The sequence below is a fragment of the Catellatospora paridis genome (assembly GCF_009720365.1).
GTDB classification, from domain to species: Bacteria; Actinomycetota; Actinomycetes; order Mycobacteriales; family Micromonosporaceae; genus Catellatospora; species Catellatospora paridis.
In genome coordinates, this window is sequence record NZ_ML769321.1 from 87,742 (window position 1) to 114,062 (window position 26,321).

The following is a 26,321-nucleotide window of genomic DNA, read 5'->3' on the forward strand; positions in this document are numbered from 1 at the left end:
GGCACCTTCCCATCGCCATGCGATGTGGAAGGTGCCCTTCCCCTCATCCGGGCGGCGTTTCAGCGGGTCGGGCTGGGTGCCGGGGCGGGCGCGGTCGGCAGGTTGAGGCCGGCGTACACCTGGTTGAGGACCGTCGGCACCAGGGCGATGGCCGTCTTCTGGCTGCCCGGGTCGATGGTCAGGTTCGTCCAGATCACCATTGTCACGTCGTTGGCCAGGTCATGGGCCATGAACGAGTTGAAGCCCGGCAGCTCGCCGCCGTGGAAGTGCAGCGCCACGTTCGGCGCGATCGGCTGGTACGCGACGCCGTACCCGTATTGCTGCCCGCCGGCCCCGGCGTCCGGGTTCTCGGCTTGGAAGCTCCCCAGCCACCGCTGCTGCATGTCGGCGTCGAGGACCTTGCCGGTGGCCAGCGACTTGATCCAGGTGGCGAGGTTCTCGGCGGTGGAGATCGCGGCGCCTGCGGCGCCTGCGTACGACGGATTCTGGTTCGTGTAGTCGATCGGCGCCAATGTTCCGTCACGCATGGCGGCCTGCATGTCCGCCGAGTACGGCTCGTCTGTCATCGCGTGGGCCGAGCCGCCGTAGAGGTAACCGTGCGAGCCGGGGGCCGGGATGGCGGTGTCCTCGGGTGCGGGCACCGAAGTCTGGTCCAGCCCGAGCGGGGCGTACAGCCGCTCCTGGAACTGCCTGCCCAGCGGGGCACCGCCGACCTTCTCCGCGACCAGCCCGAGCAGGACATAGTTGGTGTTGTTGTAGTCGTACTCCGTGCCCGGTGCGGAGTTCGGCGGGTGCCGGAACGCGAGCGCCAGCAACTCCTGCGGCGTCCACGCCTTCGCCGGGTCGGCGTCCAGGGTCGCCGAGAGCTCCGGCGCGTCCGTGTAGTTGTACAGGCCGCTGCGCATCTTCAGCAGCTGCTCGATGGTGATGTTCGCGCCGTTGGGCACGTCCGGGACGTACGCCGACACCGGGTCGCTGAGCTTGAGCCTGCCCTCCTGAGCCAGCAACAGGACCGTCGCCGCGGTCATGGTCTTGGTGTTGGAGCCGATCCGGAAGTGCGTGCCCGCGGCGGGCGGCGTCTGCGCGCCCCGCTGCAGGGTGCCGGACAGCACGGCGTGGCTGCCCTGCGGCGTGCAGATCAGCACCACGGCCCCGGGGACCAGCATCTGTTTGACGGCGGTGTCCACGGCGGCCTGCAGGGACGCCTGGTCGATCTGCTTCAGCACGGATCCCCTCGGTGACGGTGTGGCCCCCGCGACGGGTGGGGCGCATGCCTGCGCGACCGGCGCGCCGGCCGAAGGGAGGCCCGCGTGTGCCACACCGGGCGACACGACCGCCACAGACCAGCTCACCACCAGCACTGCCGCGCACGCCCGAGAACGTCTCAACATCGCCATCACGGCCTTCGTCGGGGACTCCGTGCCGGACGCCGGCTGTGCCTGACCCGCCGACGGCACGTCAACCCATCCTAGTTCCGTACACCGGCTCGTTTCGCCTGGTCACGGCATTGATGCGGTAGGTTCAGCCGTTCCGGCGGCGTACCGCAGCCTGCCGTTTGTGCTCGTGGCACAGCGCGGCCGTCGGTTGGCCGCAGTTGCCGCACCAGGTCAGCGGCACGTCGTCGGCGGGCATGGTCGCCCTGCGGTGGCGGCGTGCCAACCACAGGCCGGTGAGGACGCCGAGGGCCAGGCCCGCGATCGCTCCGGCGAACGTGTCCAGCGCAGACATGGTCCGTCCTCCGTTCGCCGTCGTGGTGCCGGGACGGATGAAGCGCGAGCGATGGCGTCACGGCACCGGGTGCCGGGTGTGCGCGCTGCGGGCGCGTACACCGGCCCTGTCTCCACCGTATTGAGGTTCACCGTTGTGGGTGGCACCATTTGGCACCGCGGGCTCTAATCTGGAGTCGACGCCCTTCGCCTACCTCGTAGGACACGCGATGAAGTCACCCGAACGCCCCTCACCCGAGCCGATCGGCGACAAGATCAGACGACTGCGCGACATCCGCGGCTACTCGGTGCGGCACGCGGCGGCGCTGGCAGGGATCTCCCACACCCAGTGGGGGCGCATCGAGAAGGGGCAGCGCAGCGCGGACAACAGGTTTCAGCTGGCGGACATCGCGCAGGCGCTCAAGGTCTCGCTGTCCGACCTGACCGGCGCGGCCGGTCTGGTGGCCGGGGACTACGCGCATACCCGCACCGCCGTTGCGCAGACGATGCAGGCCGTCATCGAGGCCGACCTCGAAGATCCGCCGCTGGCCGAGCCGGTGCCGATGGACCTGCTCACCCAACGCCTGGAACTGGCGCAGAGCCTTCGCTTCAAGTGCGACTACACCGGCGCCTCGACCGTACTGCCGGAGTTGTTGAAAGGCCTGCACGCGGCGTCGTTCGGGCAGGAACGGACACCGGCGCTGCGGGGCCTGGTCCTGGCGCAGGAGACGGCGTCGTTCGTGGTGCGCTACCTCGGCGACCCGGCCAGCGCGGTCATGATCGCCGACCGCAGCCGGCAGGCCGCGGCGGCGCTCGGCGATCCGGTGATCATGGGCCTGTCCGCGTGGACCCAGGCGCACGCGGCCGCCGGCTGCGGCCTGTACCCGCGGGCCCAGCGCATCGCCGACCGGGCGGTCGCGGACCTGGAGCGGGCCGCCGGCCTGCCGGATGCGCGCGAGATGCTCGGCCAGCTGCTGATGGTGGCCGCGTTCACCCGGTATGCGCAGGGCGACGTCGGCGGGGCCGCGAGCGCCGTCGCCGAGGCGGAGCGGCTGGCCGAGCTGACCGGGCAGAGCGCCGCGCTGGGGCTGAACTTCGGTCCGACGAACATCAGGTTCTGGCAGGTCAACATGGATGCCGACGGTGCGGACCCGGGCCGGGCCGTCCAGATCGCCCGCGGCGTGAACCCGAACGACGTGCCCGTCGTGTCCCGGCAGGCGGGGTTCCACATCGACGTCGCGCGGGCGCTGGCCAACATCGGCCAGGACCAGGCCGCCATCCGCCAGTTCCTGATGGCCGAGCGCATCGCCCCGCAGCGGGTCCGCATGTCGCCGATCGTGCAGGAGACCGCCCGCGGCATGCTGGAGCGGGCACGCCGCGGCACCGGATGGGTGGAGCTGCGGGGCCTCTGCGAGCGGGTCGGCGTCGCCCTGTGACGGCGCGGCAGGTCACCGTCGTGTACGCGGGCGAGGAGCCGCCCGCCGGCTGGCACGCGTCGGTCTTCCTCGCGGGCCCGATGCCGCGCGATCCCGACTCGCCGTCGTGGCGGCCCGAGGCACTGCGGCTGATCACGCAACGCTGGTCCGTGGACGGTCCGTTGGCGGTGTTCGTGCCGGAGCCACGCGACCGCCACCATCCTCCGGCCGGTTACGTGCACCAGCTGTGGGAGGACCGGTGGATGTCGGTCGTCGACGCGATCCTGTTCTGGGTGCCCCGCGAGCTGCCGGGCACGCCCGGCCTGACCACCAACGTCGAGTTCGGCCGGTACGAGGGCAGCGGGCGGGTGGTGCTGGGCATGCCTCCACACGCGCAGAGCGTCCGCTACCTGCGGCACTTCGCCGACCTGCACGAGGCGCCGGTGGCGGACACGCTGCCGGGGACGGTGTCGGCCACGCTCGATCTCGTGGGGTGCGGGTCGTGGCGGGAGGCGGGCACCCGGGACGTGCCGCTGCTCGTGTGGCGCAGTTCGGCGTTCCAGACCTGGTGGAGTGCCTTGTCGGCGCGTGGCGAGGAGTTGCGCCGGGCGCGGGTGCGCTGGACCTCCGGTTCCGGCGCGGCGTCGTGGGTGCTCGACGCGACGGTGGCGGATCGGGCCGGTGGTGCCGAGCTGCGACGGGTGATGTGTCTGGACGGCTCCAGCGGCCCGGCGACCGCGGTGGTTCAGGCGACGGTGGCCTGAGCGGTCGGCGGCGGCTCCTGGCCGGGAGCTGCGCATCGCGACCCGTCGACTTGTTCGCGCCGAAATGCGGTATCCGCCGGACAGAGTGTGTTCATGCCGTTACCGTTTGGGCATAATGTCCCACTTTGGCGGTTGTTGTTCTCTGTGAGGCACACCATGCACGTATCTCGGCTTCGTCCCATGCTGCTCGCCTGCGTACTGCTGGCCGGCGGTTGCACCGCGGCCTTCAACTCCGACGCCAAGGCGGCGTCCCGCACGGTCATGCCGACCGAGCTGACCACCGTCGTGGCCGGCGCCACCGGCGCGGAGCTCGCGGTCCAGGCCAGCCGCTCCCTGTTCAGCCATGCGCCGGCGGTCATCCTCGTCGGGGAGCAGGACGCGCCGAGCATGGCCCGTGCCGACGCCGCCGCCGTCGAACTCGGTGTGCCCGTGCTGCTCACCGCGGCAGCGGACGGCACCGCGGCCGCGGTGCGCGAGGAGCTGGGCCGGCTCGCGCCGAAGACCCTGATCCCGATCGGCGACGCGGCCACCGGCTGGGCCAAGGACCACGCGACCGAAGGCCAGGCGGTCAAGCCGTTCCAGGGCTCCGGGCTGCCCCGGCTGGCCGCCGTGGCCCCGCTCGACCAGCTGGTCGTGCTGACGCTCGACCGGGCCGACGCCGCTGCGGCCACCGCCACCGCCAAGGCGAGCCGTGCTCAGGTGCTCGTGCTCAAGGACCCCGACCCGCGCGCCGACGACGAGGTCATCAAAGCGCTCACCGGACGTCCGGCCGCGCACGTGATGGCCCTCGGCAGCGCCTTCGGCCCCGCCGAACGGCTCCGCAACCGGATCGCCACCGCCGCCACCGGCACGCTGCTGCCCGGCGGCCGCCAGGTGGTGTACCCCAACCGCCGTCTGATCGCCCTCTACGGCCACCCGGGCGACTCCGGCCTCGGCTCGCTCGGCGAGCAGGGCGTCGAAGCCGCGGTCAAGCGCGCCCGCAAGGTCGCCGGCCAGTACGCCGACATCGACAAGGGCCTGGTCGTGCCCGCCTTCGAGATCATCACCACGGTGGCGTCTAGCGACCCGGGACCCGACGGCGACTTCTCCAACGAGTCGACGGTCGAGCACCTGCGCCCCTGGGTCGCCGCCGCCGGCGCCGCGGGCATCTACGTCCTGCTCGACCTGCAGCCCGGCCGGACCGACTTCCTCACCCAGGCCAAACGGTACGAGGAACTGCTGGTGCAGCCGCACGTCGGGCTCGCGCTCGACCCGGAATGGCGGCTCTCGCCCGGCCAGCGCCACATGGTGCAGATCGGCTCGGTCGGCGCCAACGAGATCAACAAGACGGCGGCCTGGCTCGCCGAGCTCACCCGCAGCCGCCACCTGCCGCAGAAGATCCTGATGCTGCACCAGTTCCGGACCGACATGATCACCAGCCGGCAGAGTATCGACACGAACTTCGACGAGCTGGCCGTGGTGATCCACGCCGACGGCTTCGGCTCGGCGAGCGAGAAGATGGCGACCTGGGACAACGTCCGCGCCGAGGCGCCGAACCAGGTCTGGTGGGGCTGGAAGAACTTCTACGACGAGGACAAGCCGACGTTCTCGCCGAAGCAGACCATCGCCATCGAACCGTCCCCGGTGTTCGTCTCGTACCAGTAGGACGACGTCACCTGGCTGCCATCGGATACCCGATGGCAGCCAGGTCTTTCTGCATTTCGGCGAGGGTCACGTCGGGATTCAGGGCTCGTACGACCGCGTCGGTGAGCGGCCGGTGCGCGACGACGTGCGCGACGATCGCCGGGTCCACCCCGATCTCGTAGTAGTCCTCGGCGAACTCGACGTACCGGTCGACGATGTCGTCGAGCATGATCGCGAGCATGCCGGAGCCGTCGGTGCTGTCGTCAGCCGGGAACGCGATGCCCTCGCCCGCACACCAGCGATCGCCACCGGCCAACCGCCACAGCACGGCGGTGGCGACGAACCGCCCCTCCCCGTCGCTGAACGCGGGCTCCTCCACCTGCGGGCGAAACACCGCAGGCAGGCCGTCGACCAAGCCCGGCCACAGCTCGCGGTCCGGATCGCAGTACGGAGACATCTCCGACTCGTGATCGAACACCCGGATGAACGCGCCGTCGGCGGTGAACACGACGGCCCACTCGTCACCGCAGCCGTTGCTCATCAGCGCTGCCTCGTCGTCGCCCCACGTGGACGTGTAGGCGTAGTACGGCTCCGAGCTGTCGACGATGCGCTCCAGCACGGCGAGTGCTCTGCAGCGCCCGCGCAGCACGTCGACGGCGGGCAGCTGGGCGGCGATCTCGTAGGCGCTCACCGGGCGATCCTAGGCCGGAACTGTCCCGGTCACCTGCCCGAGCCGACTGCTACACCGCGGCTGTGTGCAGCCGGATGAACGCCAGGTCGCGGGGAGCGAGTCGGTCGCGTGGTCCGGCCGCGCGGAGCACGACGTCCAGGACGCGGTCCGGGTCGGCGGCGTAGCTGGTGCTGAACCAGGCCATGTTCGCCTCCACGACGGCCCAGTGCTCGGTGCCGCGGTCGGCGTCGCTGGCCAGGCCGACGTCGACGACGACGGCGCTGGGCAGGCTGTCGCCGCACGTGCCGAGCAGGCCGGCGGCGAAGTTGAGCACGTCGGCCCGGTGCAGGCAGACGTCGAGCGGCGCCGGGTCGAGCCGGCCGTGGGTGGCGTAGCGGCTGGCGGCGTGCACCGTGCCGTCGAGGACGAACAGCCGGTACTCCACCAGGAACGTCACGATCTCGCTGACCAGCACCGGAGTGTCGGCGGCGTGGTGCTCGTCGCCGGGCAGCCGGGAGCCGTCGGCGTAGACGCAGGCGGTCAGCGACTTGTCGCGGGGCGGCTTGACGAACATCGGCGTACGGAACCAGCGAGCCTCGCCGAGCGTGGTCAGGGTGATGTCGCGGCGGGTGTACTCGTACGGCAGCCGCGTCAGCCAGTCGTCGTCCGGTTCGAGCAGCGCCAGGTCGAGATCCTCGGCGACCGCGCCGGCGAACACCGGCCCGCCGCGCAGGTGCCCGCCCGTGGCATGCCGCAGCCGCTCGGGCACCACCGGTCGGCCCAGGCGTCGGTGTAGTTGTACCGCCCTGCCGTGTGCATCAGCAGGTGGCGGACGGTGACGGCGTCCCCGTCGGCGAGCTTGCCCGGCAGCCATCGTTCGACGGTGTCGTCGAGGCGCAACGCGCCGTCACCCGTCAGCTGAAGTACGGCAACGGCCGTGAACGTCTTGGTGACGCTGCCGATCCGGAAGTGGCCGGCCGGGTCGACGGGATGTCGGTTCCCCATGCGGACACGCCGCTGGACAGCGCGTACGAGCCGGTGTCGTCGCGTGCCTCGGCCAGCGCGCCCACCGCCCACTCGGCCGCGACCGTGTCGAGGGCCGCCTGCAGCCGGGCCGGGGAGATCCGCATGAGCCACACCCTAGGTGTGCGTGCTCTCAGTCAGGACGCGGGCTGTCCGCCGGGATCATCGGCGGCGGGACGCCGGTCTCTCGGCGACGGTGTCACAGGACGGCGACGGTGAGCCAGTCGGCGGAGCGCGCCTTGTAGCCCAGCCGTGTGGTGAGCCCCTCGACGATTGCGGCGACGTGTCCTGCACCGTAGACCACCGCGACCTCGATGGGCTCGTCGCCGCGCTCCTCGTGCAGCCGGTAGAGGGCGGCCAGGAGCCGGTCGTCACGAGTGCCGGTGAAGGCCACGTGGACCTCTGGCGGCACGGAGTCGTTCTGGTCCTCTTCCTCCGGCGACGGCAGATCGTTGACCTCCATCGACTTCGACCAGATCACCTGGGTCCCGCCGAACAGGCGCACCAGCGCGATGGCCGGCAGGATGCACCACACCACCAGCCGGTGGCCGAGGGGCACCTTGCGCCAATCGTCCTGGAACTCCTCGACGGTGACGTCGGGGTTGATCACCGGCACGCCCAGCGCGCGGTAGTCGATGTCCTGCTTCACGAGCTTCATCCGCCGGTTGAAGCGCAGCGTGGTGTAGCTGAGCATCAGCGCGCCCATCAGCGGTGAACGCCGCCGCCCGCCGCCCCGGACTCCTTCGGCCACCACGACGTCGGCCTTGCCGAGCCGCGCGGTGACCGCCTCGTAGAACTCCGGCTCGGCCATGTGAATCATGGGGTAGATCACGAACTGCAACGGTGATTCGCGGTGCCGCAACCGGATCACCGCGGACCGGACCCAGAACTCTGTCACCTCGATGATCTGCATACGGCTGTCGGGCGCCCTTCCTGTGGATCACGTCATGGTGGCAGCCGCTGTCCACCGTCACCGGCCTGAGCGAATCGCAGTTCGTGCATACCCCGCCGTGTCACAGCCGGCCAGTAGCATGTCGACGGCCCGACCGCACCGAGCGTCCGAAGCCGGGTCCCGCACGTGTGCGAGATCGTCCGGTCCGGGCCTGGCCGAAGGAGTTGACGTCATGACCGGTCCCGCTGACGAACACCGCCACACCGCCGAGGCGTTCACCGAACGCGTGCGCGGCGTCGCCCCCGGCGACTGGGATCGTCCGGCGCCCTGCGCAGGCTGGGTCGCCCGTGACGTGGTGGGCCACCTGGTCGAGTGGTTCCCCGGCTTCCTGCGGGCGGGTGCGGGCGTCGACCTGCCGAAGGGCCCGTCCGTCGCGGAGGACCCGGTGGGCGCCTGGACTGTCCACAGCGACGGCGTGCAGGCCCTGCTCGACGACCCCGCCACGGCCGACCGGGTCCTCAACAACCCGAACATCGGCGAGATGCCGCTGGACCAGGCGGTCGCCATGTTCTACACCACCGACGTCTTCCTGCACACGTGGGATCTGGCCCGGGCCACCGGCCAGGACGAGCGTCTCGACGCCGAGCGGTGCGCCATGCTGCTGGAGGGGATGCTGCCGATGGACGCGGTGCTGCGTTCCAGCGGGCACTACGGCCCGAGGGTCGAGGTCCCCGACGACGCCGACCCGCAGACGCGCCTGCTGGCCTTCATCGGCCGCACTCCCTGACTGAGCACATCGCCCCGGAGATCATGCGGTGCCCCGGCGGTCCGTGTCGGCGGCGGTTGGGAGATCGTCGGGCGCGTAGGCTGCGCGGGGCGTGACGCGTATCGATCAGGAGGGCGGTGCCATGTCGCAGAACCGGCAGACGGTGGAGACCTATCTCGAGGGCTTTCGCAAGAACGATCATGCACAGATCCTGTCCTGCCTCACCGATGACATCGAGTGGACCGTCTATGGGGCGTTCCACCTCACCGGCAAGCAGGCGTACGACGAGGCCATCGACGGTCCCGCGTTCGTCGAGCCGCCGCAGTTGGAGATCGTCCGCATGGTCGAGCAGGACGACGTGGTCATGGCCGAGCTGACCGGTTCGGTGCTGCGCCCCGACGGCACCACGATGCGCATGTCCATGGCAGAGGTCTTCGTCATGCGTGACGGCCTGATCGCCGAGCGCCGGGCCTGGGTGATCGAGCTGAAGGAGAACGACTACCGCTGAGCTGCGGGTGCCGGTTCCCTTTCTCGTACAGGCGTACTAAACTGCTGGTCGTGACCAGCCCGGCGACGATCCTGCACGCGGATCTCGACTCGTTCTACGCGTCGGTGGAACAGCGGGACGCCCCGCGACTGCGGGGCCGACCCGTGATCGTCGGCGCCGGGGTGGTGCTGGCCGCCAGTTATGAGGCCAAGGCATACGGGGTGCGCACCGCGATGAGCGTGCGCGCCGCCCGCGACCGGTGCCCGCAGGCGATCGTGGTGCCGCCGCGGATGTCGGCGTACACCGAGGCCAGCCGAGCCGTGTTCGAGGTCTTCGACGACACCACGCCGATCGTCGAACCGCTCTCCATCGACGAGGCGTTCCTCGACGTCGCCGGCCTGCACCGGATCGCCGGCACGCCCGTGGCGATCGCGGCCCGGCTGCGCCGCGACGTCCTCGACCGGGTCGGGCTGCCGATCACCGTCGGGGTGGCCCGCACCAAGTTCCTGGCCAAGGTCGCCAGCCGGGTCGCGAAGCCCGACGGCCTGCTCGCCGTCGAGCCGGCCGACGAGCTGACGTTCCTGCACCGGCTGCCGGTAGAGGTGCTGTGGGGCGTCGGCGAGGTGACCTCCGGCAAGCTGCACCAGCGCGGCATCCGCACCGTCGGGCAGGTGGCCCGGCTGGGCGAGGCGGCACTGGTGTCGATGCTCGGCCAGGGCTCAGGCCGCCACCTGCACGCCCTCGCCCACAACCGGGACCCGCGGCCGGTCGTCACCGGCCGCCGCCGCGCGTCGATGGGAGCGCAGCGGGCGCTGGGCCGCGGCCCGCACACGGTCGAGTTCCTGGAGGCCGCGCTGGCCGGGCTGGTCGAACGGGTCACCCGCCGGATGCGCAGCGCGGAGCGTCCCGGCCGCACCGTGGTGCTGCGGCTGCGGTTCGCCGACTACACCCGGGCGACGCGGTCGTCGACCCTGGCCAAGGCGACGTCGCAGACCCAGGCGGTTCTCGACACCGCCCGGGCGCTGCTCGCGACCGCCTCGCCGCTGGTGGCCGAGCGCGGCCTGACGCTGATCGGCGTCTCGGTGGGCAACCTGGACCGGGCCGGCCACATCCAGCCCGAGCTGCCCTTCGACGACCTGCCACGGGACGCGCTGGACACCGCCGTCGACGCGGTGCGCCGCCGGTTCGGCACCACCTCCCTGCAACGAGGCACGCTGCTGGGCACCGACACCGGCCTGGTCATGCCGATGCTGCCCGACTGAACTCCGTCCCGCCGGGATGCGCACTGCCGGGCTGGGCCGTGCTACAGGGTGACGGTGTCGCCCAATGGGATGCGCGAGTAGCCGATGCCCTCCTCGTCGCCCAGCCAGGCGTCGAACTGGTGGAGTCCGAGGTCGTTGAGCACCCCGTCGTGGATCGGGAACGAGCGATGCGGCCGAACAGCCCGGGCGAACCGGATCGCGTCGCCGATCTTCAGCCACGGACCGGCCGCCGGGATCAGCAGCGTCTCGACCGGCTCCGACGGCACGAACAGCGAGTCGCCGGGGTGGTACACGCCGTCGACGACGAAGCCGACGTTGGGGCAGCCGGGCAGGCCGTCGATGATCTCGGCGTGCTCGCCGCCGACCGCCCGCACCGTGAACCCGGCTGCGGTGAAGACGTCACCGGGGGAGACCGCCTGCACGCCCTCGCCAAGCTCCGCGGCCAGCGCGGGGTGGGTGTGGACGGTGAGTTCGGGGTTGCGCTCGCGGGCCGCCCGGAGCAGGTCGCGGTCTACGTGGTCGGCGTGCTCATGCGTGACGAGCACCGCTGCAACGCCGTCGAAGGACACCGGCTCCGAGTAGACGCCCGGATCGATCACCAGGGCCGCGTGGCCGTTCTCGACGCGTACACAGGCATGGCCGTATTTGGTCAGGCGCATGTCAGTGCCCCCGCTCGGCGAGCGAGCGCAGCACGCAGAACTCGTTGCCCTCGGGGTCGGCGAGCACCGCCCAGCCGGTGCCGTCCGCGTTGCGGTGGTCGGCGGCCATGGTCGCGCCCAGGGCCAGCACCCGGTCGACCTCGACGTCGCGGGGCGTGTCGGACTGCAGGCAGAGGTGCAGGCGGTTCTTGACCGACTTGGGCTCGGGGACCCGCTGGAAGAACACGATCTGGCCCGACGCCAGGTCGAAAGCGGCCTCGTGGCCGTCGTCGAACACGACCTTGCTGTCGAAGACCTGTGCCCACCAGCGCGCGAGGGCGCCGGGATCGGCGGCGTCGAAGGTGACGTTTCTGATGATCGTCGTCATACGGCCACTCTGTTGCCTCGACGGCCGCATCGTCAAACGAGATGCGACGAGGCCGCGTACATCCGGGCCGGTTCCACGGAGCCTGCGGCGATGCGCCTGCGTAACGCCGCAGGCTCCGCCACCTCGACCGTGATCGAGAGGCTCGGATGTTCCAGGTGCATCGGAACCACGCAAACCAGCCGTGGGCTGTCGACACCGAGCGCCTCGGGTCTTCTGCGCCGCAGCTGACCGCGGCAACGCCCCCACCTGCGCGTCTTCGGGTCATCCGGGTTCCGGCATCCTCCCGCGCTCAAGGCCGCACTTCCATACGCTGTCGGTAGGCGTCTCGGTCATATGCCGGCCGTGGCGCCGAGAGCGGTCATCCAGGGATGTGCAAGGAGGGTGTCGTGCCCACGAAGATCACGTTGATGATCGACAATCCTGCGAACCCTGACGACTTCGAGCGCGCCTACGCGGACGTGAAGGCGGCCGCGAAGAAGCTCCCGAAGCTGCAGCGACTCGAGTCTGCAAAGGTGTGGCCGAAAGAGGACGGCACGGCTACCCCCGCTTACCGGACGCTCGACCTCTACTTCGACAGCTACGACGACGCCTCCGCCGCGGTCGCGACGCCGGTTGCCGCCGAGGTCTTCGGCGCCCTTGCGGGGGCGCACGCCACCTTCACCGGGTTGTTCTCGGACATCGAGCGGGCTTGATGACCGTGCTGGGCGACAAAGGTCGCCGGTCCGCAGTCCGGCGGCGCGTCGATGGAATGAAGGCAGCGGAGCTTTGGTAGAGAGGTTCGTCCAGACTGCCTGCATCGGCTTTGCCAGACACTGTCTGGTCAGCGAGCTGAACTGTGTCGACAGCGAGACCGTGAGCGTCCGCATGTGGCCCCCAGAAGGTCCGGTGCGGACATCGTGGGCCTCGTCGCGCACGCGCTTGCCCCCGGCGTTGGTGGGCGTGCTCGCACCGGGCACGAGCACCGGGTAGGTGACTGCACGGGCGGACCGGGTCGGTCGCCGTTAAGCTGCGCTAACGTGCAGCGTGCCGGTTAGCTCCAGCTCGCCGACTCAGCCCGGGAGATCCTCCGGGCGCTTTTCGGCAAGCTTGCCGTGCAGCAGTCCGGTGGACTGGCCGACCTCGATGAGGTATCCGTCAGGGTCCCGCATGTAGCAGCGGATCTCCGCCCCGCGGTCGATCGGCGGTGTGACGAACTCTGCGCCCTTCGTTTTCCAGTCCTCATAGCAGGACTGAATGTCAGCGACTCGCAGGTTCAGGAAGATCGAGGTGGTATCGCCGGGCTGGTAGTCGACCACCGAAATACCGGGCTTGTCGGGGGTCGGCGGCCCGCCGGGGTTCATGATGATCCACGAATTGGACAGTTTGACGATGCATGGGTTCTCGTCAAGGACGACAGTGCCGCCTAGAACGCGGGAGTAGAAGTCGCGGGAACGCGCGATCTTGCGGACGGTGAGGAACAACGTCACCAGAATGCCCTCAGCGGGAGAGGGGAGGTTGGCGACGTCGGTGCGGGGCGCAGGTTCTGTCACGAGGTTGCTCCACTCTGGCGGCATTGGTTGGGGCGGTTGCCTAGGCCTCGACGATGAAGGAGCCACCCTATTATCGCGGCACACGGCGGACCAGGGGGCGAACTGCGGCGATCCCCTGCGATGTTGGCCGACACCGCGCAGCGGTCGAGCGGATGGCAGGAGAGATCAGGCTGGGCGGATGGCGTCCCCCCATTCACCTGTCAGCCAGTCACTGCACGGATCAGAGGACCGTCCTGAGCGAGTGAGTGTCGCTACACGCGGAAAGGGCCCGTGCCTCGCCCGAACCGCCGAGCGCGGGTGAATCGGCTCCTCAATCTGGCCAACCTACGTCTGGGTCGAGTGCTTCTCCCGGGTTCGGGCTGGTGGTGCGTGCGGTGGCCGTAGCCCGAAACTGGCGCGGTCGGGGACCCGCTGGAAGAACACGGTCTGGTCCGACGGCAGGTCGAAAGCGGCCTCGTGGCCGTCGTCGAACACGACCTTGCTGTCGAAGACCTGTGTGGCTTGACGCGCGCCCCGGCACTATCACTATAGTGCTAGGCATCTAGTGAAATGAGACGTCACGGTGATTGAGTTCCATCTCGACGGGCGCTCCGGCGTTGCCCCCTACATGCAACTGATCCAGCAGGTGCGGCAGGCGCTGCGGCTGGGGCTGCTGGTCGAGGGGGACCGCCTGCCGACCGTCAAGGAGGTGGTCGCCAAGGTGGCGATCAACCCGAACACGGTCTTCAAGGCGTATCGAGAACTCGAGTACCAGGGACTGGTTGTCGCCCGGCCAGGAGTGGGCACGTTCGTCACTCGCACCCTGACCGATCAGTCGCTCGCCGCGCACGAGTCGCTGCGCGAAGAGCTGCGCACCTGGCTGGCCAAGGCGCGCGCCGCCGGGCTGGACGACGAAAGCATCGACGCGCTCATCGCGACCACCGTCCGCACCCCCACCGAGGAGTCCACATGACCGCCCCCGCGCTGAAGGCCGTGGGTCTGACCAAGCGATACGGACGACACCACGCGTTGTCCGACTGCACCCTCGACATCCCGGCCAGCCGAGTCGTCGGTCTCGTGGGCCCGAACGGCGCCGGCAAGACGACTCTGTTGCAGCTGGCGGCCGGTATGCTCGCCCCGACGGCAGGCACCATCGAGGCCCTTGGCGGCCACCCGGCATCCGGCGCGGACCAACTGGCCAAGGTCGGTTTCGTCGCGCAGGACACCCCCACCTATGCGAACCTGTCCATCGCCGATCACCTGCGATTCGGGGCCCACACCAATCCGGGCTGGAGCCAGGCGACGGCCGAGGAGCGGATCGACCAGCTCGGCCTGGATCCGCGGCAGAAGGCCGGCAAGCTCTCCGGAGGGCAGCGTTCACAGCTCGCGCTCACCATGGCCATCGCGAAAAGGCCGGAGCTGCTCATCCTTGACGAACCGGTGGCGAGCCTGGACCCGATGGCCCGGCGGGAATTCATGAAAGCGCTGATGGGCTTCACCGCCGACGACAAGGCCAGCGTCATCCTCTCCTCCCACCTGGTGTCGGATCTGGAACGCGTCTGCGACTACCTCGTCGTGCTCGTCGCATCCCGAGTGCAGATCGCGGGCGACGTCGACGACCTGTTGGCCGGACACTTCCGGCTCACCGGCCCCCGGCGCGAACTCGCCGAACTGCCCGGCGGCGTGGACGTCATCGAGGAAAGCCACACCGAGCGGCAGTCCACGCTCATCGTCCGCGCCGACGTTCCGCTCGACGGCAGGTCATTCACCGTCGAGAAGCTCACCCTCGAAGACCTGGTCCTGGCCTACATGTCGAAGGCCATGCCGGCTCAGCCCGCAAGGGAGTCCACCCGATGATCTGGTTCACCTGGCGTCAACTTCGCACTCAGACGCTGATCACCGCCGCAGCGCTTGCCGCATTCGGCGTCCTGCTGTTCGTCACCGCACTCATGGTCACCGACCTGTACGCCGACGTGGCGGCGTGCACGAGTGACTGTGACGGCGTCACGAAGGCATTCATTCTCAGGTTCAACAGCAGCGCCGCTTTCACCGCGCACGCCACCGCCCTGGCGGCCTTGTACGTGCTGCCGGCACTGATCGGGATCTTCTGGGGCGCTCCGCTGATCGCCCGGGAGGTGGAGACGGGCACCCATCGTCTGGCGTGGAACCAGTCGGTGACCCGTACCCGCTGGCTGGTTGCCAAACTCACGGTGGGCGGCGCGCTCGCCGTGGCGGCCACCGGCCTGCTCAGCTGGGGGTTGACCGTCTGGGCGCAGCGCATCGACAGCGCGTCGCAAGACCGGATCAACCCGCTGATCTTCGGGGCACGAGGCATCGTGCCCGTCGCGTACGCACTCTTCGCCTTCCTGCTCGGCGTCACGCTGGGGATGCTGATTCGTCGGACTCTTCCCGCCATGGCGACGACGCTGGCGGTCTACGTCGCAGCGGCGGCGGCGATGCCACTGTGGGTCCGGGGATACCTGGTCCCGAGCCGGCACGACACAGTCCCACTGATCGCCGAGAGCATTCACGGGATGTCCATCAGCGGCGACACCGGCGCGATCGAAGTCTTCGGCGACGGCGTGGCGAACGCCTGGACGGTCAGCAACCGGACCATCACGGCCACCGGCGCCACCTTCACCGGTCCTGCCGACCCCACGGTCTGCGGCGTACAGGGAGTGCCGGCCAAGTGCCACGAATGGATGGCCTCACTCGGCCTGCGTCAGGACCTGCTGTATCACCCTGACAGTCACTTCTGGTCGCTGCAATGGGCGGAGGCCGGAGTCCTCATCGGGCTTGCCGCACTGCTCGCCGCGTTCTGCTTCTGGTGGATCCGCCACCGGATCGTCTGAATCGCCACCGGCCCGCTTCCAAGTCACCGCTACTCGAAGCGGGCCGGTCCCGATGCCGCCACGCCAGACCCGGTGCCACATAGGGGAAACGATGAGTCCGGCCGTCGTTCGGTCAGCGCGAGTGATCAGTGGTCCGGACGGCTGATGGGGAACTGGTGATTGTCGTGAATCGGACCTGGATCGCCATCGCATCTCGACCGGCAGCCCATCGCCAGGGCCTGCTGCGACGGCTATCGTTCGGGTCACTCCGGGCCTGTCTCTGAACGACGGGTGTGCATCCGCGCCGCCGGAACTCCGCGAGAAGGAGTCCGACGTTGTCGCACCTCGGTCCAGCCCGCAGACTTTCCCTGGTCGCCGTGGCAGCGCTCCTGCTCAGCGGATGCGGCTCGGGGTCGAACGGCCCGGACGACCGGCCGGCGCAGCAGGGCCCGATCGTGGTCGACGGTGTAGTCGACCTTACGGCGCTGCAGCAGTTGGTCGACACCCAACGGGCGCGATCGAAGGAGCAGCAGGAGGTCGAGCTCGCCAGGCTCGACAATGTCCTCGAGCGGAGGCTCTGGACCGAGTCGGGTCTGGAAGCGGCGCTTGGCGGAGCTGCGGCAGCCGACGCCGCGTTCGCCGCCCATGGCAAGGCAATCACGGGCGAGGCGCGGGCGATCGGCGAGAAGCCGATCGTGTTCCGGCCGGCGGTGTTCGTAGCCGGCGCAGCGGACCCGAGCATCGGCGAGGGCCTGTTCGGCGGCGTCCTCATCGCCAACATCGGTGCCGAGGGGATCGTGGTCGGCTCGAACGATCTCAAGGACGGCGAGCGCGGTTCCACCGAGTGGGCCAAGGGGGTCAAGGTTTCGGGCTCGCGCGAGCAGATGGAACTGGCCGTGGATGCCACTCACGAGTCGGACGGTGTGACCACCAAACTGGTGGTGAAGGCCGAGGTCAGCCCCTGTCCTGACACGAACGGTCGTGTCAAGGCCAGCGCCAAGGTCGACATCTCCGTGACGAAGACGGGTGGCAGCACCGGTCAGAAGGGCACTCTGGATGTCGCAGTCACCGGCCAGGTCGACGACGACGCCAAGCTGGAGTCCAGTGACGCCGAATACCGCATGCAGTGGGCCGCCTTCGCCAACAGCAAGGGCAGCTTCGTCGATGTATCGGGCGGCATGGGGTCCACGAAGTTTCGGTCCGTGACCCTCGACCGCAGTGGCGGCACGCCGAACGGCTCCCTGCAGTCAGACGCGGTCGCCCTCGCTTCGGTGTACGCGATGCTCATCAAGTCCACGCTCGGCGAAGCAGCCGAGAAGGGCTGGCAGTCGGGCCGTTGTGTGGCCCTCAAGCCGACCGCCGCGCCGGGGCCGAAGGGCATGAAACCTAGCGCGACCTCGACGATCAACGCCGCGCCCCGTAGCCGGATCGACGGCGGTCCCGTTGGCGGGACGGTCAGGGCGGCGCTCACCGCAGGCGGCGCCGCGGTCACGCCCAGCGACAGCAAGGTGAAGGCCGACGCGACCTTCACCTACACCGCCCCGGACGCCCCCGACAAGAGCGGGACGGTGTCCCTCGAGGCCCGGTCGAAGCGAGGCGTCGCCAAGGCGAGCATCGACTTCGATACCAAGCAGGGGGCGTATGTCGCCAGCGGCGGGCTCGCGGTGAAGGTCTCCGGAACCGTTCCCGATCTCGCCGCACCGTTCGACCTGCAAGGACAGGGCAAAGGTTTCACGGTCGTCTACTCGTACACCCCCACCAGCGCCACCGGTGGCACCTACACCTACCGCGGCTCGGGCGGGGGCGTGTCGATGGCGGGGTCAGGCACCTACCAGATCACGGGTAGCGACCCCGTGCTCACCCTGAAGCAGAACGCCCACGGCTGCGTGAACCTACCCGGCGGCTGCGCCAGGACCGCCAACGTGATCACCCTGACCAGAGTGGGAAGCACAGGTTAGGCACCCCTTCCGGCACCGTATGCGCCGAACGATGCGTTGCGGCGGTGGAGCATTGCTACGGTTGCGCCGGCTTGGCGAATTCGTCGGCGAGCACGGCGTACACCGCCACATCTCGGTGACCATCCGGGAACCGGGCCGCCCCGCGCAGGACGCCTTCAAGGGTGAAGCCGAGACGTTCCGCCAAGCGGCGGCTGCGGTCGTTGGTGGTCAGCGTCCGCATCTCGACCCGATGCAGGCCGAGGTCATCGAAGGCGTGGCCGAGCACGGCGTTCAGTGCCCGGGTGACCAGTCCCCGGCCCTCTGCGGCGGCGTCGATCCAGAAACCCACCTCGGCACGGCCCGCGGAACTGTCGATGGCCAGATTCATCGCGCCGACCAGGCGGTGGCCGTTGTCGGCGGGAACGCCTATCGCCAGCGGAAGGCGGGTGCCGTCGAGCCAGGCACGCCCGGAGCGTTCCAGGGCGGTGCGGGTGGTCTCCGGAGTGGGCTCCTCGGAGCCGGGTGACCAGACAGCCAGGCGGACATGGTTGGCGGCGAGCAGGGCGTGGTAGGCGGTGGCGATCGCCGGCGTCCGCGGTATGAGGACGGTCCCGTCCCCGATCGGCCAGATGAACCGGGTGGTGGTGCTCGGCATGCAGCGGATCCTAAGGGAGGAATGCGACGGGGTGACGTTGTCCCCTCGTGAGCCCCGCCCGAGTCGCCGACTCTGCCGCGCGTGCCATAATGCGGCCCACGTGCTCCGGGGTCGGTGAAATTCCGAACCGGCGGTGATAGTCCGCGACCCGACCGCAGCCAGCGGCCGGTTGACCCGGTGGAATTCCGGGACCGACGGTGAAAGTCCGGATGGGAGGCAGCACGCGACGACCGCAACCGGTCCGCGTGGCGTACGGCATCACGCCGTCCGTCACATGCGGCCCGGTGCGGTCCGCATGTGTGCTGCACGCACAGCCCCGGAGTTCAGCCACCGCTGAATGGAAAGGGCACCTCGTGAGCGTTCTGGAAAGTCTCTTCGACGCACAGCTGTCGATCTTCGGCCAGTCGATCCTGTGGCGCGAGATCGTCGGCAACGCGTTCGGGTTCGCCTCCGCCATCGGCGGGCTACGCCGGCGCGTCTGGGCCTGGCCGGTCGGCATCGTCGGCAACGCCCTGCTGTTCACCGTCTTCTTCGGCATCGCGTTCGCCAATCCGCAGCACACGACACTGTTCGGGCAGGCCGGGCGACAGGTCTTCTTCATCGTCGTCAGCGTGTACGGGTGGTGGCGTTGGACCTCACTGCGGCGCGACCGCGGCGCCCCGGCGATCACCCCACGCTGGGCGAGCGCACGGGAACGGCTGGCCTACCTCGCGGCCTGGGCCGTCGGAGTCGTGGTCGCCCAGCAGATCTTCGTATGGGTCGGCACGGCCTTCGCGGCCCCGCGCTGGTACTACTGGTGCGACGCCTGGATCTTCATCGGTTCGATCATCGCGACCTACGCGATGGCACGCGGATGGAACGACTTCTGGCTCGTGTGGATCGGCGTCGACGCGGTCGGAGTGCCGCTGCTGGTGAAGTCGCACTTCTACCCGTCCGCCGTGCTCTACGTCGTATACGCCGGGCTCGTCGCGTACGGCTTCACCGTCTGGCTGCGATCTTCCAGCGCCACGCTGCCAACCGAGCAGCCACCCGACCAGGCCGTCGTGCCCTCGACCGACACGGCGCCCGCGAAGCTGAGAACGACCAGCGCCGGCGGGCACCGGTAACCCCCTGGCTGGTGGGCCGCGAAGCGACCTGCGAATCCGCCTCGACGAGCGAGACAAGATCTTCAGCAGGGATGTCATGTGGCGGAGGTGGGTCGCTGGCGCGCTCTTACGGTGGGGGTGCGAAATTGTAGTATCCGACGCGTGAGTGCATACGATGTTGTCGTGTTGGGTGCCGGTCCCGGCGGTTATGTCGCGGCGATCCGCGCAGCTCAGCTGGGGTTGAAGACCGCCATTGTCGAAGAGCGCTATTGGGGTGGTGTCTGCCTCAACGTCGGCTGCATCCCTTCCAAGGCACTCCTGAGAAACGCCGAGCTGGCACACATCTTCATGAATGAGCGCAAGACCTACGGCATCGAGGTCGACGGCGAGGTTCGCTTCGACTACGGGCAGGCGTTCCAGCGCAGCCGCAAGGTCGCCGACGGGCGCGTCAAGGGCGTCCACTACCTGATGAAGAAGAACAACATCACGCAGCTCGAGGGCGTGGGCGAGTTCGTCGACGCCAACACCCTGCGCGTCGTGTCGGCCGGCGGCGGCACCGAGACCGTGACCTTCGCCAACGCCATCATCGCGACCGGGGCCACCCCGCGCCTGCTGCCGGGCACCCAGCTGTCCGACCGCGTGGTCACGTACGAGTCGCAGATCATGTCCGACACCCTGCCGGCCCGCATCGTGATCGCGGGCGCGGGCGCGATCGGCGTCGAGTTCGCGTACGTGCTGCACAACTTCGGGGTCAAGGTGACCATCGTGGAGTTTGCGGACCGGATGGTGCCGATGGAGGACGAGGACGTCTCCAAGGAGCTGATCCGCCACTACCGCAGGCTCGGCATCGAGGTGCGCACCGGCACCCGCGTGGTCTCCGTCGAGGAGGGCGCCGACAGCGTCCGGGTCGTGGTCGACAGTGGCAAGGGACCCGAAACCATCGAGACGGACAAGGTGCTCCAGGCCATCGGCTTCGCGCCGCGTGTCGAGGGCTACGGGCTGGAGCGCACCGGCGTCAAGCTCACCGACCGGGGCGCGATCGAGGTCGACGGCCGCTGCCGCACCAGCACCCCGCACATCTTCGCGATCGGCGACGTGACCGCCAAGCTCATGCTGGCCCACACCGCCGAGGCCATGGGTGTCATCGCCGCGGAGACCATCGGCCAGGCGCCCACCATGGAACTCGACTACATCATGATCCCCCGCGCCACCTACTGCCAGCCCCAGATCGCCAGCTTCGGCTACACCGAGGCGCAGGCCAGGGCCAAGGGACTGGACGTACGGGTGGCGAAGTTCCCGTTCAGCGCGAACGGCAAGGCGCACGGCCTGGGTGACACGGCCGGCTTCGTGAAGCTGATCAGCGATGCGGGCAGCGGCGAACTGCTCGGCGGCCACCTCATCGGGCCGGAGGTCACCGAACTGCTGCCGGAGCTGACCATGGCGCAGATGTGGGAGGCGACGGTGTCGGAGATCGCGCGCAACGTGCACGCGCACCCGACGCTGGGCGAGGCGGTGAAGGAAGCGGTGCACGGACTCGCCGGACACATGATCAACATGTGAGCTCGGCCGAGGCTGAACGCATCACGATGACCTGTGCCGCCTGCCAGGACAGGTCGAACATGGCCCCGTGGCCGTCGTCGAACACGACCCCGACGGCGGCCACGCACCTACCCGTTCGCCGGCGACTGTTTGCGGGACGAGGTCAGCCGGCCGACAACAGATATGAAGGCGGCGAAGACCGCCAGGACGGCGAACCAGCCGGGCGCGGAAGTCCAGGGCGGGGTGGAATAGCCGTCGGCGGTGGCGATCCGCTCCGGGTGGTCTGGGTCGACGTAGACGGTGAGGGCCTGACCTACCGGGATTTTGTCGATCACCCATGGGTAACGCAGTTCGGCTGTGCGGGCCTGCCCCTGCGCCGTGTAGCTCACGACGTACCAGTGATCAAATTCGTCGTTGTGGTCTGACGTGACGGTGGCCCGGGTCGGGCTGCCGTGATCGACGATCCGTGTCCGTTGCTGTTCGCCGACGAGGAAGATGCCGACGGAGATCAGGCCAAGGACGAAGGCGATCGCCAGCCCGGTGATCGTGCGCCGCATGGTGAATATCATCGCTTGTCCTCTCTCGTGGTGGTCGCGCATACGAACGCTACGCGTAAAGAGACCGGCGCTGTGAGTCGGTGATCGGTCAGCGGGCGCAGGCCGCGGCGAGCAGGAACCACCCGGCGTGGGGGATCCACTGCTCGGCCCAGCGCCAGGAGTCTCCCGCGGGGGCCCCAGACGGCAGGAAGGCGATGTCCGCCTCGTCTGACCAGCCGGCGGTGATCCCGTTGACGATGCCGCCCGGCAGGTTGGGAAAGTCCGACTCGTAGTCGACGTTGTTGTGGCCCCGGCCCTGGATCATCGAGACGTCGAAGGGGTTGCGGCCGGTGATCCAAGCGACCTGGTCGTCGGCGAAGGCGGCGAGTTGCTCCCGTTCGCCGTCGGTGACCCCGTCGAGGTCGGCGCAGGCGGCCGCCGCCGCTGCGAGCGAGGCGATCGTGGCGTTCTCGCCCTGCCACCAGTAGCCGGTCTCGTTGGCGTGTGGGAAGAAGAAGGCGTCGGTGGCGTCGGCGTCCGCGGGTTGCACGCGCTGGCGCGGGTAGCCGAAGGGGTTGGGCACAGCCTGGCTGCGCCGCAGCGTGTCCAGGGTGGCCTCGAGGGCCAGCGCGCGGGCGGCCGCGGCCTGCGGCGCTTCGGGCAAGAGGTGCGCGAAGCGCAGCAGCGCCAGCATCGGCAGCCCGGCCTCGACGGCATGGAAGAACGGCCGTCCCTGCGCGTCCGCGAGGAACCACCCGGGGCCTTGGTCCTGCGGGCGGACGTAGCGGGCCAGCAGTGATGCCGCGCGTCGCCCGGCGGCGGCGCGTACGCTGCCGTCGCCGGCCCCGGCGGCGACGAGTTCGGCGGCGGCGAGCAGCGCACAGTAGTCGTCGACGATGTTCTCGGCGTGGTCGTCGAGGTGGTCGAGGTTGTGCTCTTCCAGATGGGCGAAGCCGTGCAGGGCCGCGGACAGGTAGTCGGCGCGGCTGAAGTCGCCGTCGTCGTCAAGGGTTGCGGCGCGGGCCAGGGCGGCGATTGCCAGACCGCCGCCCTGCCGGTAGCCGGCCTGATAGCGGTCGGTGCGGACGCATTCGGCGAGAGGGGCGGTGATCACGCGCTCGTCGAGTCGCTTGGTGAGGGCGTCGAAGATGCCGGTGTAGAAGTAGCCCTCGGGGGCGCGGAAGCGCACCAGGAAGTCGGCGCCCCACAGCGCCTCGTCGCGCAGCCGGGCACCCAGCGAGCGCAGCAGCGCGGGATGGCGTTCGGCGAGGGCGTCGCGGGCGGCCATCATCGCCCAGGCGCACAGCGGCGTCTGCTGCGGGCTCATGGTCCGGGTGTAGGTGAGATGGCTGAGGAACTTGCTGGTGTCCCCGCTCGCGTCCAGCCAGCCGCCGCGGGCGTCGATGGTGCGGCCCGAGTCGTCGCCCCACAGAGCGGCGTGACGGTCCTTGCGGTCCATCTCGCCGCTGGATCGCATCGCCCTGAAGTAGGCGAGCACGTCCGACATGGTCTGGCGCTGCAGCCGGTCGGCCGCGATCTCGAATACGTGCGAGGTCGCCTCACGGCCCGCGGCGTCCCGGATGCGGATGCGATAGCTGCCGGATCCGAGGTCCGGTGGCAGGTCGATGCGGGCGAACGGCCCGGCGGTCCAGCCGGACACCGTCTGTACTGGACTCGCCGCCAGGGGTGGCTGCGGCGTCCCGTCCTCGGCCAGCAGTTCGACCCGTTGCGGCGCCGCGCCGTCGGGCAGCACCGCGATCGCGGCCTTGGCCGCCCGTAGGCCATAGCCCAGGTGGGCGACCAGGACGGCTGGAGCCGCGTCAGCCTTTGCAGGCACGGGCGAACACCGCCCCACTGACCACGACGGTGCGGCGTGCGACGCCGAGCGCGGGGGCCGGGCACGCTCGGCTGCTGTGCCGACCGCAATCGGCGCGTGCGGTCAGAGGCCCGCGTCCGGGAAGTTCCATGCGGCAAATCTACGATCCCGCGGCGAGCACGTTCGGTGTGGATGTGCTCAGGCGCGTACGGCCTCGACGACCGCGTAGCCGCTACTGCTCACGGTGGTACGCACATGGCTCAGGCCCGCCGATGCCAGGAGCGAGCGGTATTCGTCCTCGGTCCGCTCCTGCCCGCCGGGGGCAACAAGCATGTTGAGATCGGAGAAGGCGCCAACGGGGTTCTGGTTGAGCCCGGTCAGGACCCGCTCGACAAGGAGCACCACCGCGTCCGCGGGCATGTCCCGACGGCAGGTCGCCAGAATGCGGACGGAGTCCTCGTCTGCCCAGTCGTGGATGACGCTCTTGAGGACATAGGCGTCGGCGTCGGTCGGCACCGCGTCGAAGAAGCTTCCGGCCTCGATGCGGCAACGCTGCGCCACGCCGGCTGCCTCGAGCAACTTCGGCGCACCGGCGACGACGTGCGCCTGGTCGGTGAGCACCCCGGTGAGGTGCGGCCACCGGTCGAGGATCGCGGCGAGAAACGCGCCGCGTCCGCCGCCGATGTCGGCGATCGTGTCGAATCGACCGAAGTCGTAGGCGTCCATGACCGAGGCGACGTCGGTCGACGCCAGTGCCGTCATCGCGCCGTCGAAGATCTCGCTCTCCTCGGGACGCGCGGCACGGTAGGACCACACGTCCTCGCCGTACACCGAGCGGAACGCGTTTTCACCGGTACGGACGCTGTGCCCCAACGCCGACCAGGCCTGCCAGAAGTACGGCCGGCCGACCAACCGGGCCCAACCCGTGAGGGAGTCCGGTGCGTCGGACCGCAACGCCTCACCGATCGCCGTCGACCGGAACCGCCCGTCGGGCAACTCCTCGTAGACACCGACCGTCGACAGCGCTCGCAGCAGTCGGTAGAGCGAGCGCGGATGGGCCCGTGCGCGGGCCGCGAGTTCGTCGGCGCTCAGCGGCCCACCGGAGAGCAGGTCGGAGATGCCGAGCTCGGCCGCGACGTGGATCGCCTGGCTCACGCGAAACCCACCCACCATGCGCTGAAGCTGCTCTGCCGCAGTCGGTTCCGCCATGGCGCCATCGTGGACCTCCGGCCCCGCCGGTGCCAGCCGCAGTCTGATGTCCGTCAGCCGGGCAGCATCGCCAGGCTGCGGCCGGGCCCGGGTCGGGCGGCTACTTGACCAGGCCACGACCTATCGACGACTGGCGCACGATCAGCTCGGGTGCCACCAGGATGCGCTGGGTCGGTCGGCGCTCGCCGTCAAGCAGGCGGGAAACCATGAGTTCCACCGCCGCCCGACCGACGTGGGTCTTGGCTGGTCGGACGGCGGTAAGCGAAGGTTCGGCCAGGTGTGCCACCTCGTCGTCATAGGAGACCAGGGCGAGGTCATCGGGAACTGCGATCGCCTTCTCGGCGCAGAACTGGGCGAAGGCGATGGCATCGGGATCACTGTGGATGATGACAGCGGTGATCCGGGCGGCTGCGCATTCGTCCAGGATTCTGTCGATGATCGCCCGATGTCCGGGCGCGGTGAAGGCGACGGACTCGCGGAACACGACGGCGTCGGGGATGTCGAGGTCGGCGCATGCGAACTTCCATCCCCGGAGCAGGTACGCCGACGTCGGGCTGCCCTTCGAAAGCAGCAGTGCCATGCGCCGGTGGCCGCGTTCGTAAAGGTGGTGGACCGCCATCTCGAGGCCCAGTGCGTGGTCGCTGCGTACACACTCGATCTGCCTGGTGGTCGGGGTCCACCGCTCGGGTTGGCGCTCGACCAGGATCGTCGGCACGGGAAGGCGGCCGATCCAGTCGATCATTTCGTCGGCACGCGCACCGTCCAGGCTCGGCGCGAGCAGCAGGCCCTGGACCTGCTTCGCTTCGATGAGCCGGGTGATCTGGCGGCGGTCTTCGTCGGGGTCGTAGCTCGACCCGCGCAGTTGCAGTTGCACGCCGAGAGCTGCCGCCGCGGCTCGAGCGCCGCCGACGATCAGCGGCCAGTAGAAGTCGAGCGATGGGACGACCATGCCGATGGTGAACGCGGCGCGAGACTGTTTCGACAGGGCGGGCCTGACCACCGAGCTCGGCAGCGTCGCTCCGCCATGCACCTTGGTCACCAGGTTCCGCTTGGCCAGTGCGTCGATGTCCCGGCGGACGGTGAGTTCGCTGACGGAAAGCTCGCGGGCGATGTCGCTGACCCTCACCCCGCCATGGCGGCGCAATTCGGCCAGCAGGCTTTCCTGCCGCTGCGCCCTGAGGGGTCGCCGCGTCGACATGGGCGCCTCCTGGGTCGGCCAGGACCGCCATCTGGCCGGGCCGGGGGTGGCTCCTGCGGCAAGCGCCCGAGGTCATGCTGCTGGTCTGGCTGTTCGTATCTGTCAACTTTTTGAGCGTTCCTGACCGTAACAGATCAGTCATGGAACGTCGATGACACCACTGACGACACCTCGGCAGACGCGCCACCAGGACCGGCAACGGCACCGACAGCCGGCAGAGCAGCCGTGCACCGCCATCGCCTGCAGAGTTCGATTCTGAACGTTTCTGAACACATCGGATCACTTTCTGGTGCTAGGTGGCCGATTCCGTTACCGATGTAACACCGACGAAATCAACCCTCCGGGTGATTGGACATTTCATGAAACTGACCGC

General features: G+C 69.4%; 28 protein-coding genes and 1 riboswitch. Of the genes, 13 read left to right on the plus strand and 15 right to left on the minus strand.

The annotated features are described in order from the left end of the window. Positions 1 to 59: 59 nt before the first annotated feature. Both F9C41_RS24060 and F9C41_RS24065 read right to left on the minus strand, forming a co-directional pair. Positions 60 to 1,226, minus strand: a complete 1,167-nt coding sequence (locus tag F9C41_RS24060) for a serine hydrolase domain-containing protein (protein ID WP_230689949.1) — start codon at positions 1,224 to 1,226, stop codon at positions 60 to 62. Between the two features lie 295 nt (positions 1,227 to 1,521). Then, entirely contained in the window at positions 1,522 to 1,728 is a 207-nt protein-coding gene (locus F9C41_RS24065; RefSeq protein WP_155389107.1) for a hypothetical protein, read from the minus strand. 208 nt (positions 1,729 to 1,936) lie between these two features. Here F9C41_RS24065 and F9C41_RS24070 point away from each other — a divergent pair, with 208 nt between their 5' ends. From F9C41_RS24070 to F9C41_RS24080, 3 genes are all read left to right on the plus strand, one after another. Continuing rightward, positions 1,937 to 3,142 (plus strand): helix-turn-helix domain-containing protein, encoded by a 1,206-nt coding sequence (locus tag F9C41_RS24070; RefSeq protein ID WP_155389108.1) that lies wholly within the window; start codon positions 1,937 to 1,939, stop codon positions 3,140 to 3,142. Further along, positions 3,139 to 3,885: a nucleoside 2-deoxyribosyltransferase domain-containing protein gene (locus tag F9C41_RS24075; protein WP_230689950.1), complete on the plus strand. Its 747-nt coding sequence runs from the start codon at positions 3,139 to 3,141 to the stop codon at positions 3,883 to 3,885. Before F9C41_RS24070 ends, F9C41_RS24075 begins: the two co-directional genes overlap by 4 nt. A gap of 180 nt (positions 3,886 to 4,065) precedes the next feature. Continuing rightward, entirely contained in the window at positions 4,066 to 5,529 is a 1,464-nt protein-coding gene (locus tag F9C41_RS24080; protein WP_155389110.1) for a hypothetical protein, read from the plus strand. 7 nt (positions 5,530 to 5,536) lie between these two features. On the opposite strand, the gene F9C41_RS24085 is transcribed toward F9C41_RS24080, so the two are convergent. From F9C41_RS24085 to F9C41_RS24100, 5 genes are all read right to left on the minus strand, one after another. After that, positions 5,537 to 6,199 (minus strand): hypothetical protein, encoded by a 663-nt coding sequence (locus F9C41_RS24085; RefSeq protein ID WP_155389111.1) that lies wholly within the window; start codon positions 6,197 to 6,199, stop codon positions 5,537 to 5,539. A 49-nt stretch (positions 6,200 to 6,248) separates the two neighbouring features. Next, complete coding sequence (locus tag F9C41_RS24090) at positions 6,249 to 6,947, minus strand: ATP-grasp domain-containing protein (RefSeq protein ID WP_196279928.1); 699 nt, start codon at positions 6,945 to 6,947, stop codon at positions 6,249 to 6,251. Continuing rightward, a complete protein-coding gene (locus tag F9C41_RS24095; RefSeq protein WP_155389113.1) occupies positions 6,830 to 7,183 on the minus strand; it encodes a serine hydrolase domain-containing protein in 354 nt (117 codons plus the stop codon). The genes F9C41_RS24090 and F9C41_RS24095 overlap by 118 nt, the downstream gene beginning before the upstream one ends. Next, entirely contained in the window at positions 7,093 to 7,308 is a 216-nt protein-coding gene (locus F9C41_RS40795; RefSeq protein ID WP_196279918.1) for a hypothetical protein, read from the minus strand. The genes F9C41_RS24095 and F9C41_RS40795 overlap by 91 nt, the downstream gene beginning before the upstream one ends. A 92-nt stretch (positions 7,309 to 7,400) precedes the next feature. Beyond that, positions 7,401 to 8,114 (minus strand): hypothetical protein, encoded by a 714-nt coding sequence (locus F9C41_RS24100; protein ID WP_155389114.1) that lies wholly within the window; start codon positions 8,112 to 8,114, stop codon positions 7,401 to 7,403. A gap of 211 nt (positions 8,115 to 8,325) precedes the next feature. On the opposite strand from F9C41_RS24100, the gene F9C41_RS24105 reads away from it, so the two are divergent. The 3 genes from F9C41_RS24105 (at position 8,326) to dinB (ending at position 10,608) form a co-directional block, all read left to right on the plus strand. Then, positions 8,326 to 8,880 (plus strand): TIGR03086 family metal-binding protein, encoded by a 555-nt coding sequence (locus F9C41_RS24105; protein ID WP_230689951.1) that lies wholly within the window; start codon positions 8,326 to 8,328, stop codon positions 8,878 to 8,880. 91 nt (positions 8,881 to 8,971) lie between these two features. Beyond that, a complete protein-coding gene (locus F9C41_RS24110; protein ID WP_230689953.1) occupies positions 8,972 to 9,367 on the plus strand; it encodes a nuclear transport factor 2 family protein in 396 nt (131 codons plus the stop codon). A gap of 50 nt (positions 9,368 to 9,417) precedes the next feature. Beyond that, complete coding sequence (dinB, locus tag F9C41_RS24115) at positions 9,418 to 10,608, plus strand: DNA polymerase IV (RefSeq protein WP_155389116.1); 1,191 nt, start codon at positions 9,418 to 9,420, stop codon at positions 10,606 to 10,608. A 41-nt stretch (positions 10,609 to 10,649) separates the two neighbouring features. Here dinB and F9C41_RS24120 read toward each other — a convergent pair whose 3' ends face one another. Further along, entirely contained in the window at positions 10,650 to 11,267 is a 618-nt protein-coding gene (locus F9C41_RS24120; protein WP_155389117.1) for an MBL fold metallo-hydrolase, read from the minus strand. A 1-nt stretch (position 11,268) separates the two neighbouring features. Further along, the gene (locus F9C41_RS24125; protein ID WP_155389118.1) at positions 11,269 to 11,634 is read right to left on the minus strand and encodes a VOC family protein; all 366 of its coding nucleotides are present in this window, start codon (positions 11,632 to 11,634) and stop codon (positions 11,269 to 11,271) included. A 386-nt stretch (positions 11,635 to 12,020) separates the two neighbouring features. Between F9C41_RS24125 and F9C41_RS24130 the strand changes: the two genes are divergently transcribed. Continuing rightward, positions 12,021 to 12,326 (plus strand): EthD family reductase, encoded by a 306-nt coding sequence (locus tag F9C41_RS24130; protein ID WP_155389119.1) that lies wholly within the window; start codon positions 12,021 to 12,023, stop codon positions 12,324 to 12,326. A 357-nt stretch (positions 12,327 to 12,683) separates the two neighbouring features. Here F9C41_RS24130 and F9C41_RS24135 read toward each other — a convergent pair whose 3' ends face one another. Then, a complete protein-coding gene (locus F9C41_RS24135) occupies positions 12,684 to 13,163 on the minus strand; it encodes a VOC family protein (protein WP_230689954.1) in 480 nt (159 codons plus the stop codon). Between the two features lie 562 nt (positions 13,164 to 13,725). Here F9C41_RS24135 and F9C41_RS24140 point away from each other — a divergent pair. The 4 genes from F9C41_RS24140 to F9C41_RS24155 all read left to right on the plus strand — a co-directional run bounded on the left by F9C41_RS24140 (position 13,726) and on the right by F9C41_RS24155 (position 17,931). Next, on the plus strand, positions 13,726 to 14,115 hold the full coding sequence (locus F9C41_RS24140) for a GntR family transcriptional regulator (protein ID WP_144128208.1): 390 nt from the start codon (positions 13,726 to 13,728) through the stop codon (positions 14,113 to 14,115). Continuing rightward, the gene (locus tag F9C41_RS24145) at positions 14,112 to 14,999 is read left to right on the plus strand and encodes an ABC transporter ATP-binding protein (RefSeq protein ID WP_155389121.1); all 888 of its coding nucleotides are present in this window, start codon (positions 14,112 to 14,114) and stop codon (positions 14,997 to 14,999) included. Before F9C41_RS24140 ends, F9C41_RS24145 begins: the two co-directional genes overlap by 4 nt. Beyond that, positions 14,996 to 15,994, plus strand: coding sequence for an ABC transporter permease subunit (locus F9C41_RS24150; RefSeq protein ID WP_155389122.1), 999 nt, complete (start codon positions 14,996 to 14,998; stop codon positions 15,992 to 15,994). The genes F9C41_RS24145 and F9C41_RS24150 overlap by 4 nt, the downstream gene beginning before the upstream one ends. 356 nt (positions 15,995 to 16,350) lie before the next feature. Beyond that, complete coding sequence (locus F9C41_RS24155) at positions 16,351 to 17,931, plus strand: hypothetical protein (protein ID WP_155389123.1); 1,581 nt, start codon at positions 16,351 to 16,353, stop codon at positions 17,929 to 17,931. A 55-nt stretch (positions 17,932 to 17,986) separates the two neighbouring features. Here F9C41_RS24155 and F9C41_RS24160 read toward each other — a convergent pair whose 3' ends face one another. Next, positions 17,987 to 18,565 carry a GNAT family N-acetyltransferase gene (locus tag F9C41_RS24160; protein ID WP_155389124.1) on the minus strand — a complete coding sequence of 193 codons (579 nt, stop codon included), beginning with the start codon at positions 18,563 to 18,565 and terminating at the stop codon, positions 17,987 to 17,989. 97 nt (positions 18,566 to 18,662) lie between these two features. Beyond that, positions 18,663 to 18,791, plus strand: a riboswitch (FMN riboswitch). Between the two features lie 127 nt (positions 18,792 to 18,918). Here F9C41_RS24160 and F9C41_RS24165 point away from each other — a divergent pair. Together F9C41_RS24165 and lpdA are read left to right on the plus strand one after the other, a co-directional pair. After that, entirely contained in the window at positions 18,919 to 19,671 is a 753-nt protein-coding gene (locus F9C41_RS24165; protein ID WP_230689955.1) for a nicotinamide mononucleotide transporter family protein, read from the plus strand. A 162-nt stretch (positions 19,672 to 19,833) separates the two neighbouring features. Beyond that, on the plus strand, positions 19,834 to 21,210 hold the full coding sequence (gene lpdA, locus F9C41_RS24170) for a dihydrolipoyl dehydrogenase (protein WP_230689956.1): 1,377 nt from the start codon (positions 19,834 to 19,836) through the stop codon (positions 21,208 to 21,210). Positions 21,211 to 21,317: 107 nt separating this feature from the next. Here lpdA and F9C41_RS24175 read toward each other — a convergent pair whose 3' ends face one another. The 4 genes from F9C41_RS24175 to F9C41_RS24190 form a co-directional block, all read right to left on the minus strand. After that, positions 21,318 to 21,746, minus strand: a complete 429-nt coding sequence (locus tag F9C41_RS24175) for a DUF3592 domain-containing protein (protein WP_155389127.1) — start codon at positions 21,744 to 21,746, stop codon at positions 21,318 to 21,320. An 88-nt stretch (positions 21,747 to 21,834) separates the two neighbouring features. Next, on the minus strand, positions 21,835 to 23,562 hold the full coding sequence (locus F9C41_RS24180; protein WP_155389128.1) for a glycoside hydrolase family 9 protein: 1,728 nt from the start codon (positions 23,560 to 23,562) through the stop codon (positions 21,835 to 21,837). Positions 23,563 to 23,739: 177 nt separating this feature from the next. After that, on the minus strand, positions 23,740 to 24,750 hold the full coding sequence (locus F9C41_RS24185; RefSeq protein ID WP_155389129.1) for a methyltransferase: 1,011 nt from the start codon (positions 24,748 to 24,750) through the stop codon (positions 23,740 to 23,742). A 100-nt stretch (positions 24,751 to 24,850) separates the two neighbouring features. Further along, positions 24,851 to 25,948, minus strand: a complete 1,098-nt coding sequence (locus F9C41_RS24190; RefSeq protein WP_155389130.1) for a LacI family DNA-binding transcriptional regulator — start codon at positions 25,946 to 25,948, stop codon at positions 24,851 to 24,853. Between the last annotated feature and the right edge of the window lie 373 nt (positions 25,949 to 26,321).

Excerpts from the sequence above, each read along its gene's own strand:
- F9C41_RS24065 (WP_155389107.1), bottom strand. The coding sequence starts at position 1,728 with ATGTCTGCGCTGGACACGTTCGCCGGAGCGATCGCGGGCCTGGCCCTC.
- F9C41_RS24070 (WP_155389108.1), top strand. The coding sequence starts at position 1,937 with ATGAAGTCACCCGAACGCCCCTCACCCGAGCCGATCGGCGACAAGATC.
- F9C41_RS24080 (WP_155389110.1), top strand. The coding sequence starts at position 4,066 with ATGCTGCTCGCCTGCGTACTGCTGGCCGGCGGTTGCACCGCGGCCTTC.
- F9C41_RS24095 (WP_155389113.1), bottom strand. The coding sequence starts at position 7,183 with ATGGGGAACCGACATCCCGTCGACCCGGCCGGCCACTTCCGGATCGGC.
- F9C41_RS40795 (WP_196279918.1), bottom strand. The coding sequence starts at position 7,308 with ATGCGGATCTCCCCGGCCCGGCTGCAGGCGGCCCTCGACACGGTCGCG.
- F9C41_RS24100 (WP_155389114.1), bottom strand. The coding sequence starts at position 8,114 with ATGCAGATCATCGAGGTGACAGAGTTCTGGGTCCGGTCCGCGGTGATC.
- F9C41_RS24105 (WP_230689951.1), top strand. The coding sequence starts at position 8,326 with ATGACCGGTCCCGCTGACGAACACCGCCACACCGCCGAGGCGTTCACC.
- F9C41_RS24120 (WP_155389117.1), bottom strand. The coding sequence starts at position 11,267 with ATGCGCCTGACCAAATACGGCCATGCCTGTGTACGCGTCGAGAACGGC.
- F9C41_RS24125 (WP_155389118.1), bottom strand. The coding sequence starts at position 11,634 with ATGACGACGATCATCAGAAACGTCACCTTCGACGCCGCCGATCCCGGC.
- F9C41_RS24145 (WP_155389121.1), top strand. The coding sequence starts at position 14,112 with ATGACCGCCCCCGCGCTGAAGGCCGTGGGTCTGACCAAGCGATACGGA.
- F9C41_RS24150 (WP_155389122.1), top strand. The coding sequence starts at position 14,996 with ATGATCTGGTTCACCTGGCGTCAACTTCGCACTCAGACGCTGATCACC.
- F9C41_RS24160 (WP_155389124.1), bottom strand. The coding sequence starts at position 18,565 with ATGCCGAGCACCACCACCCGGTTCATCTGGCCGATCGGGGACGGGACC.
- F9C41_RS24175 (WP_155389127.1), bottom strand. The coding sequence starts at position 21,746 with ATGCGGCGCACGATCACCGGGCTGGCGATCGCCTTCGTCCTTGGCCTG.
- F9C41_RS24185 (WP_155389129.1), bottom strand. The coding sequence starts at position 24,750 with ATGGCGGAACCGACTGCGGCAGAGCAGCTTCAGCGCATGGTGGGTGGG.
- F9C41_RS24190 (WP_155389130.1), bottom strand. The coding sequence starts at position 25,948 with ATGTCGACGCGGCGACCCCTCAGGGCGCAGCGGCAGGAAAGCCTGCTG.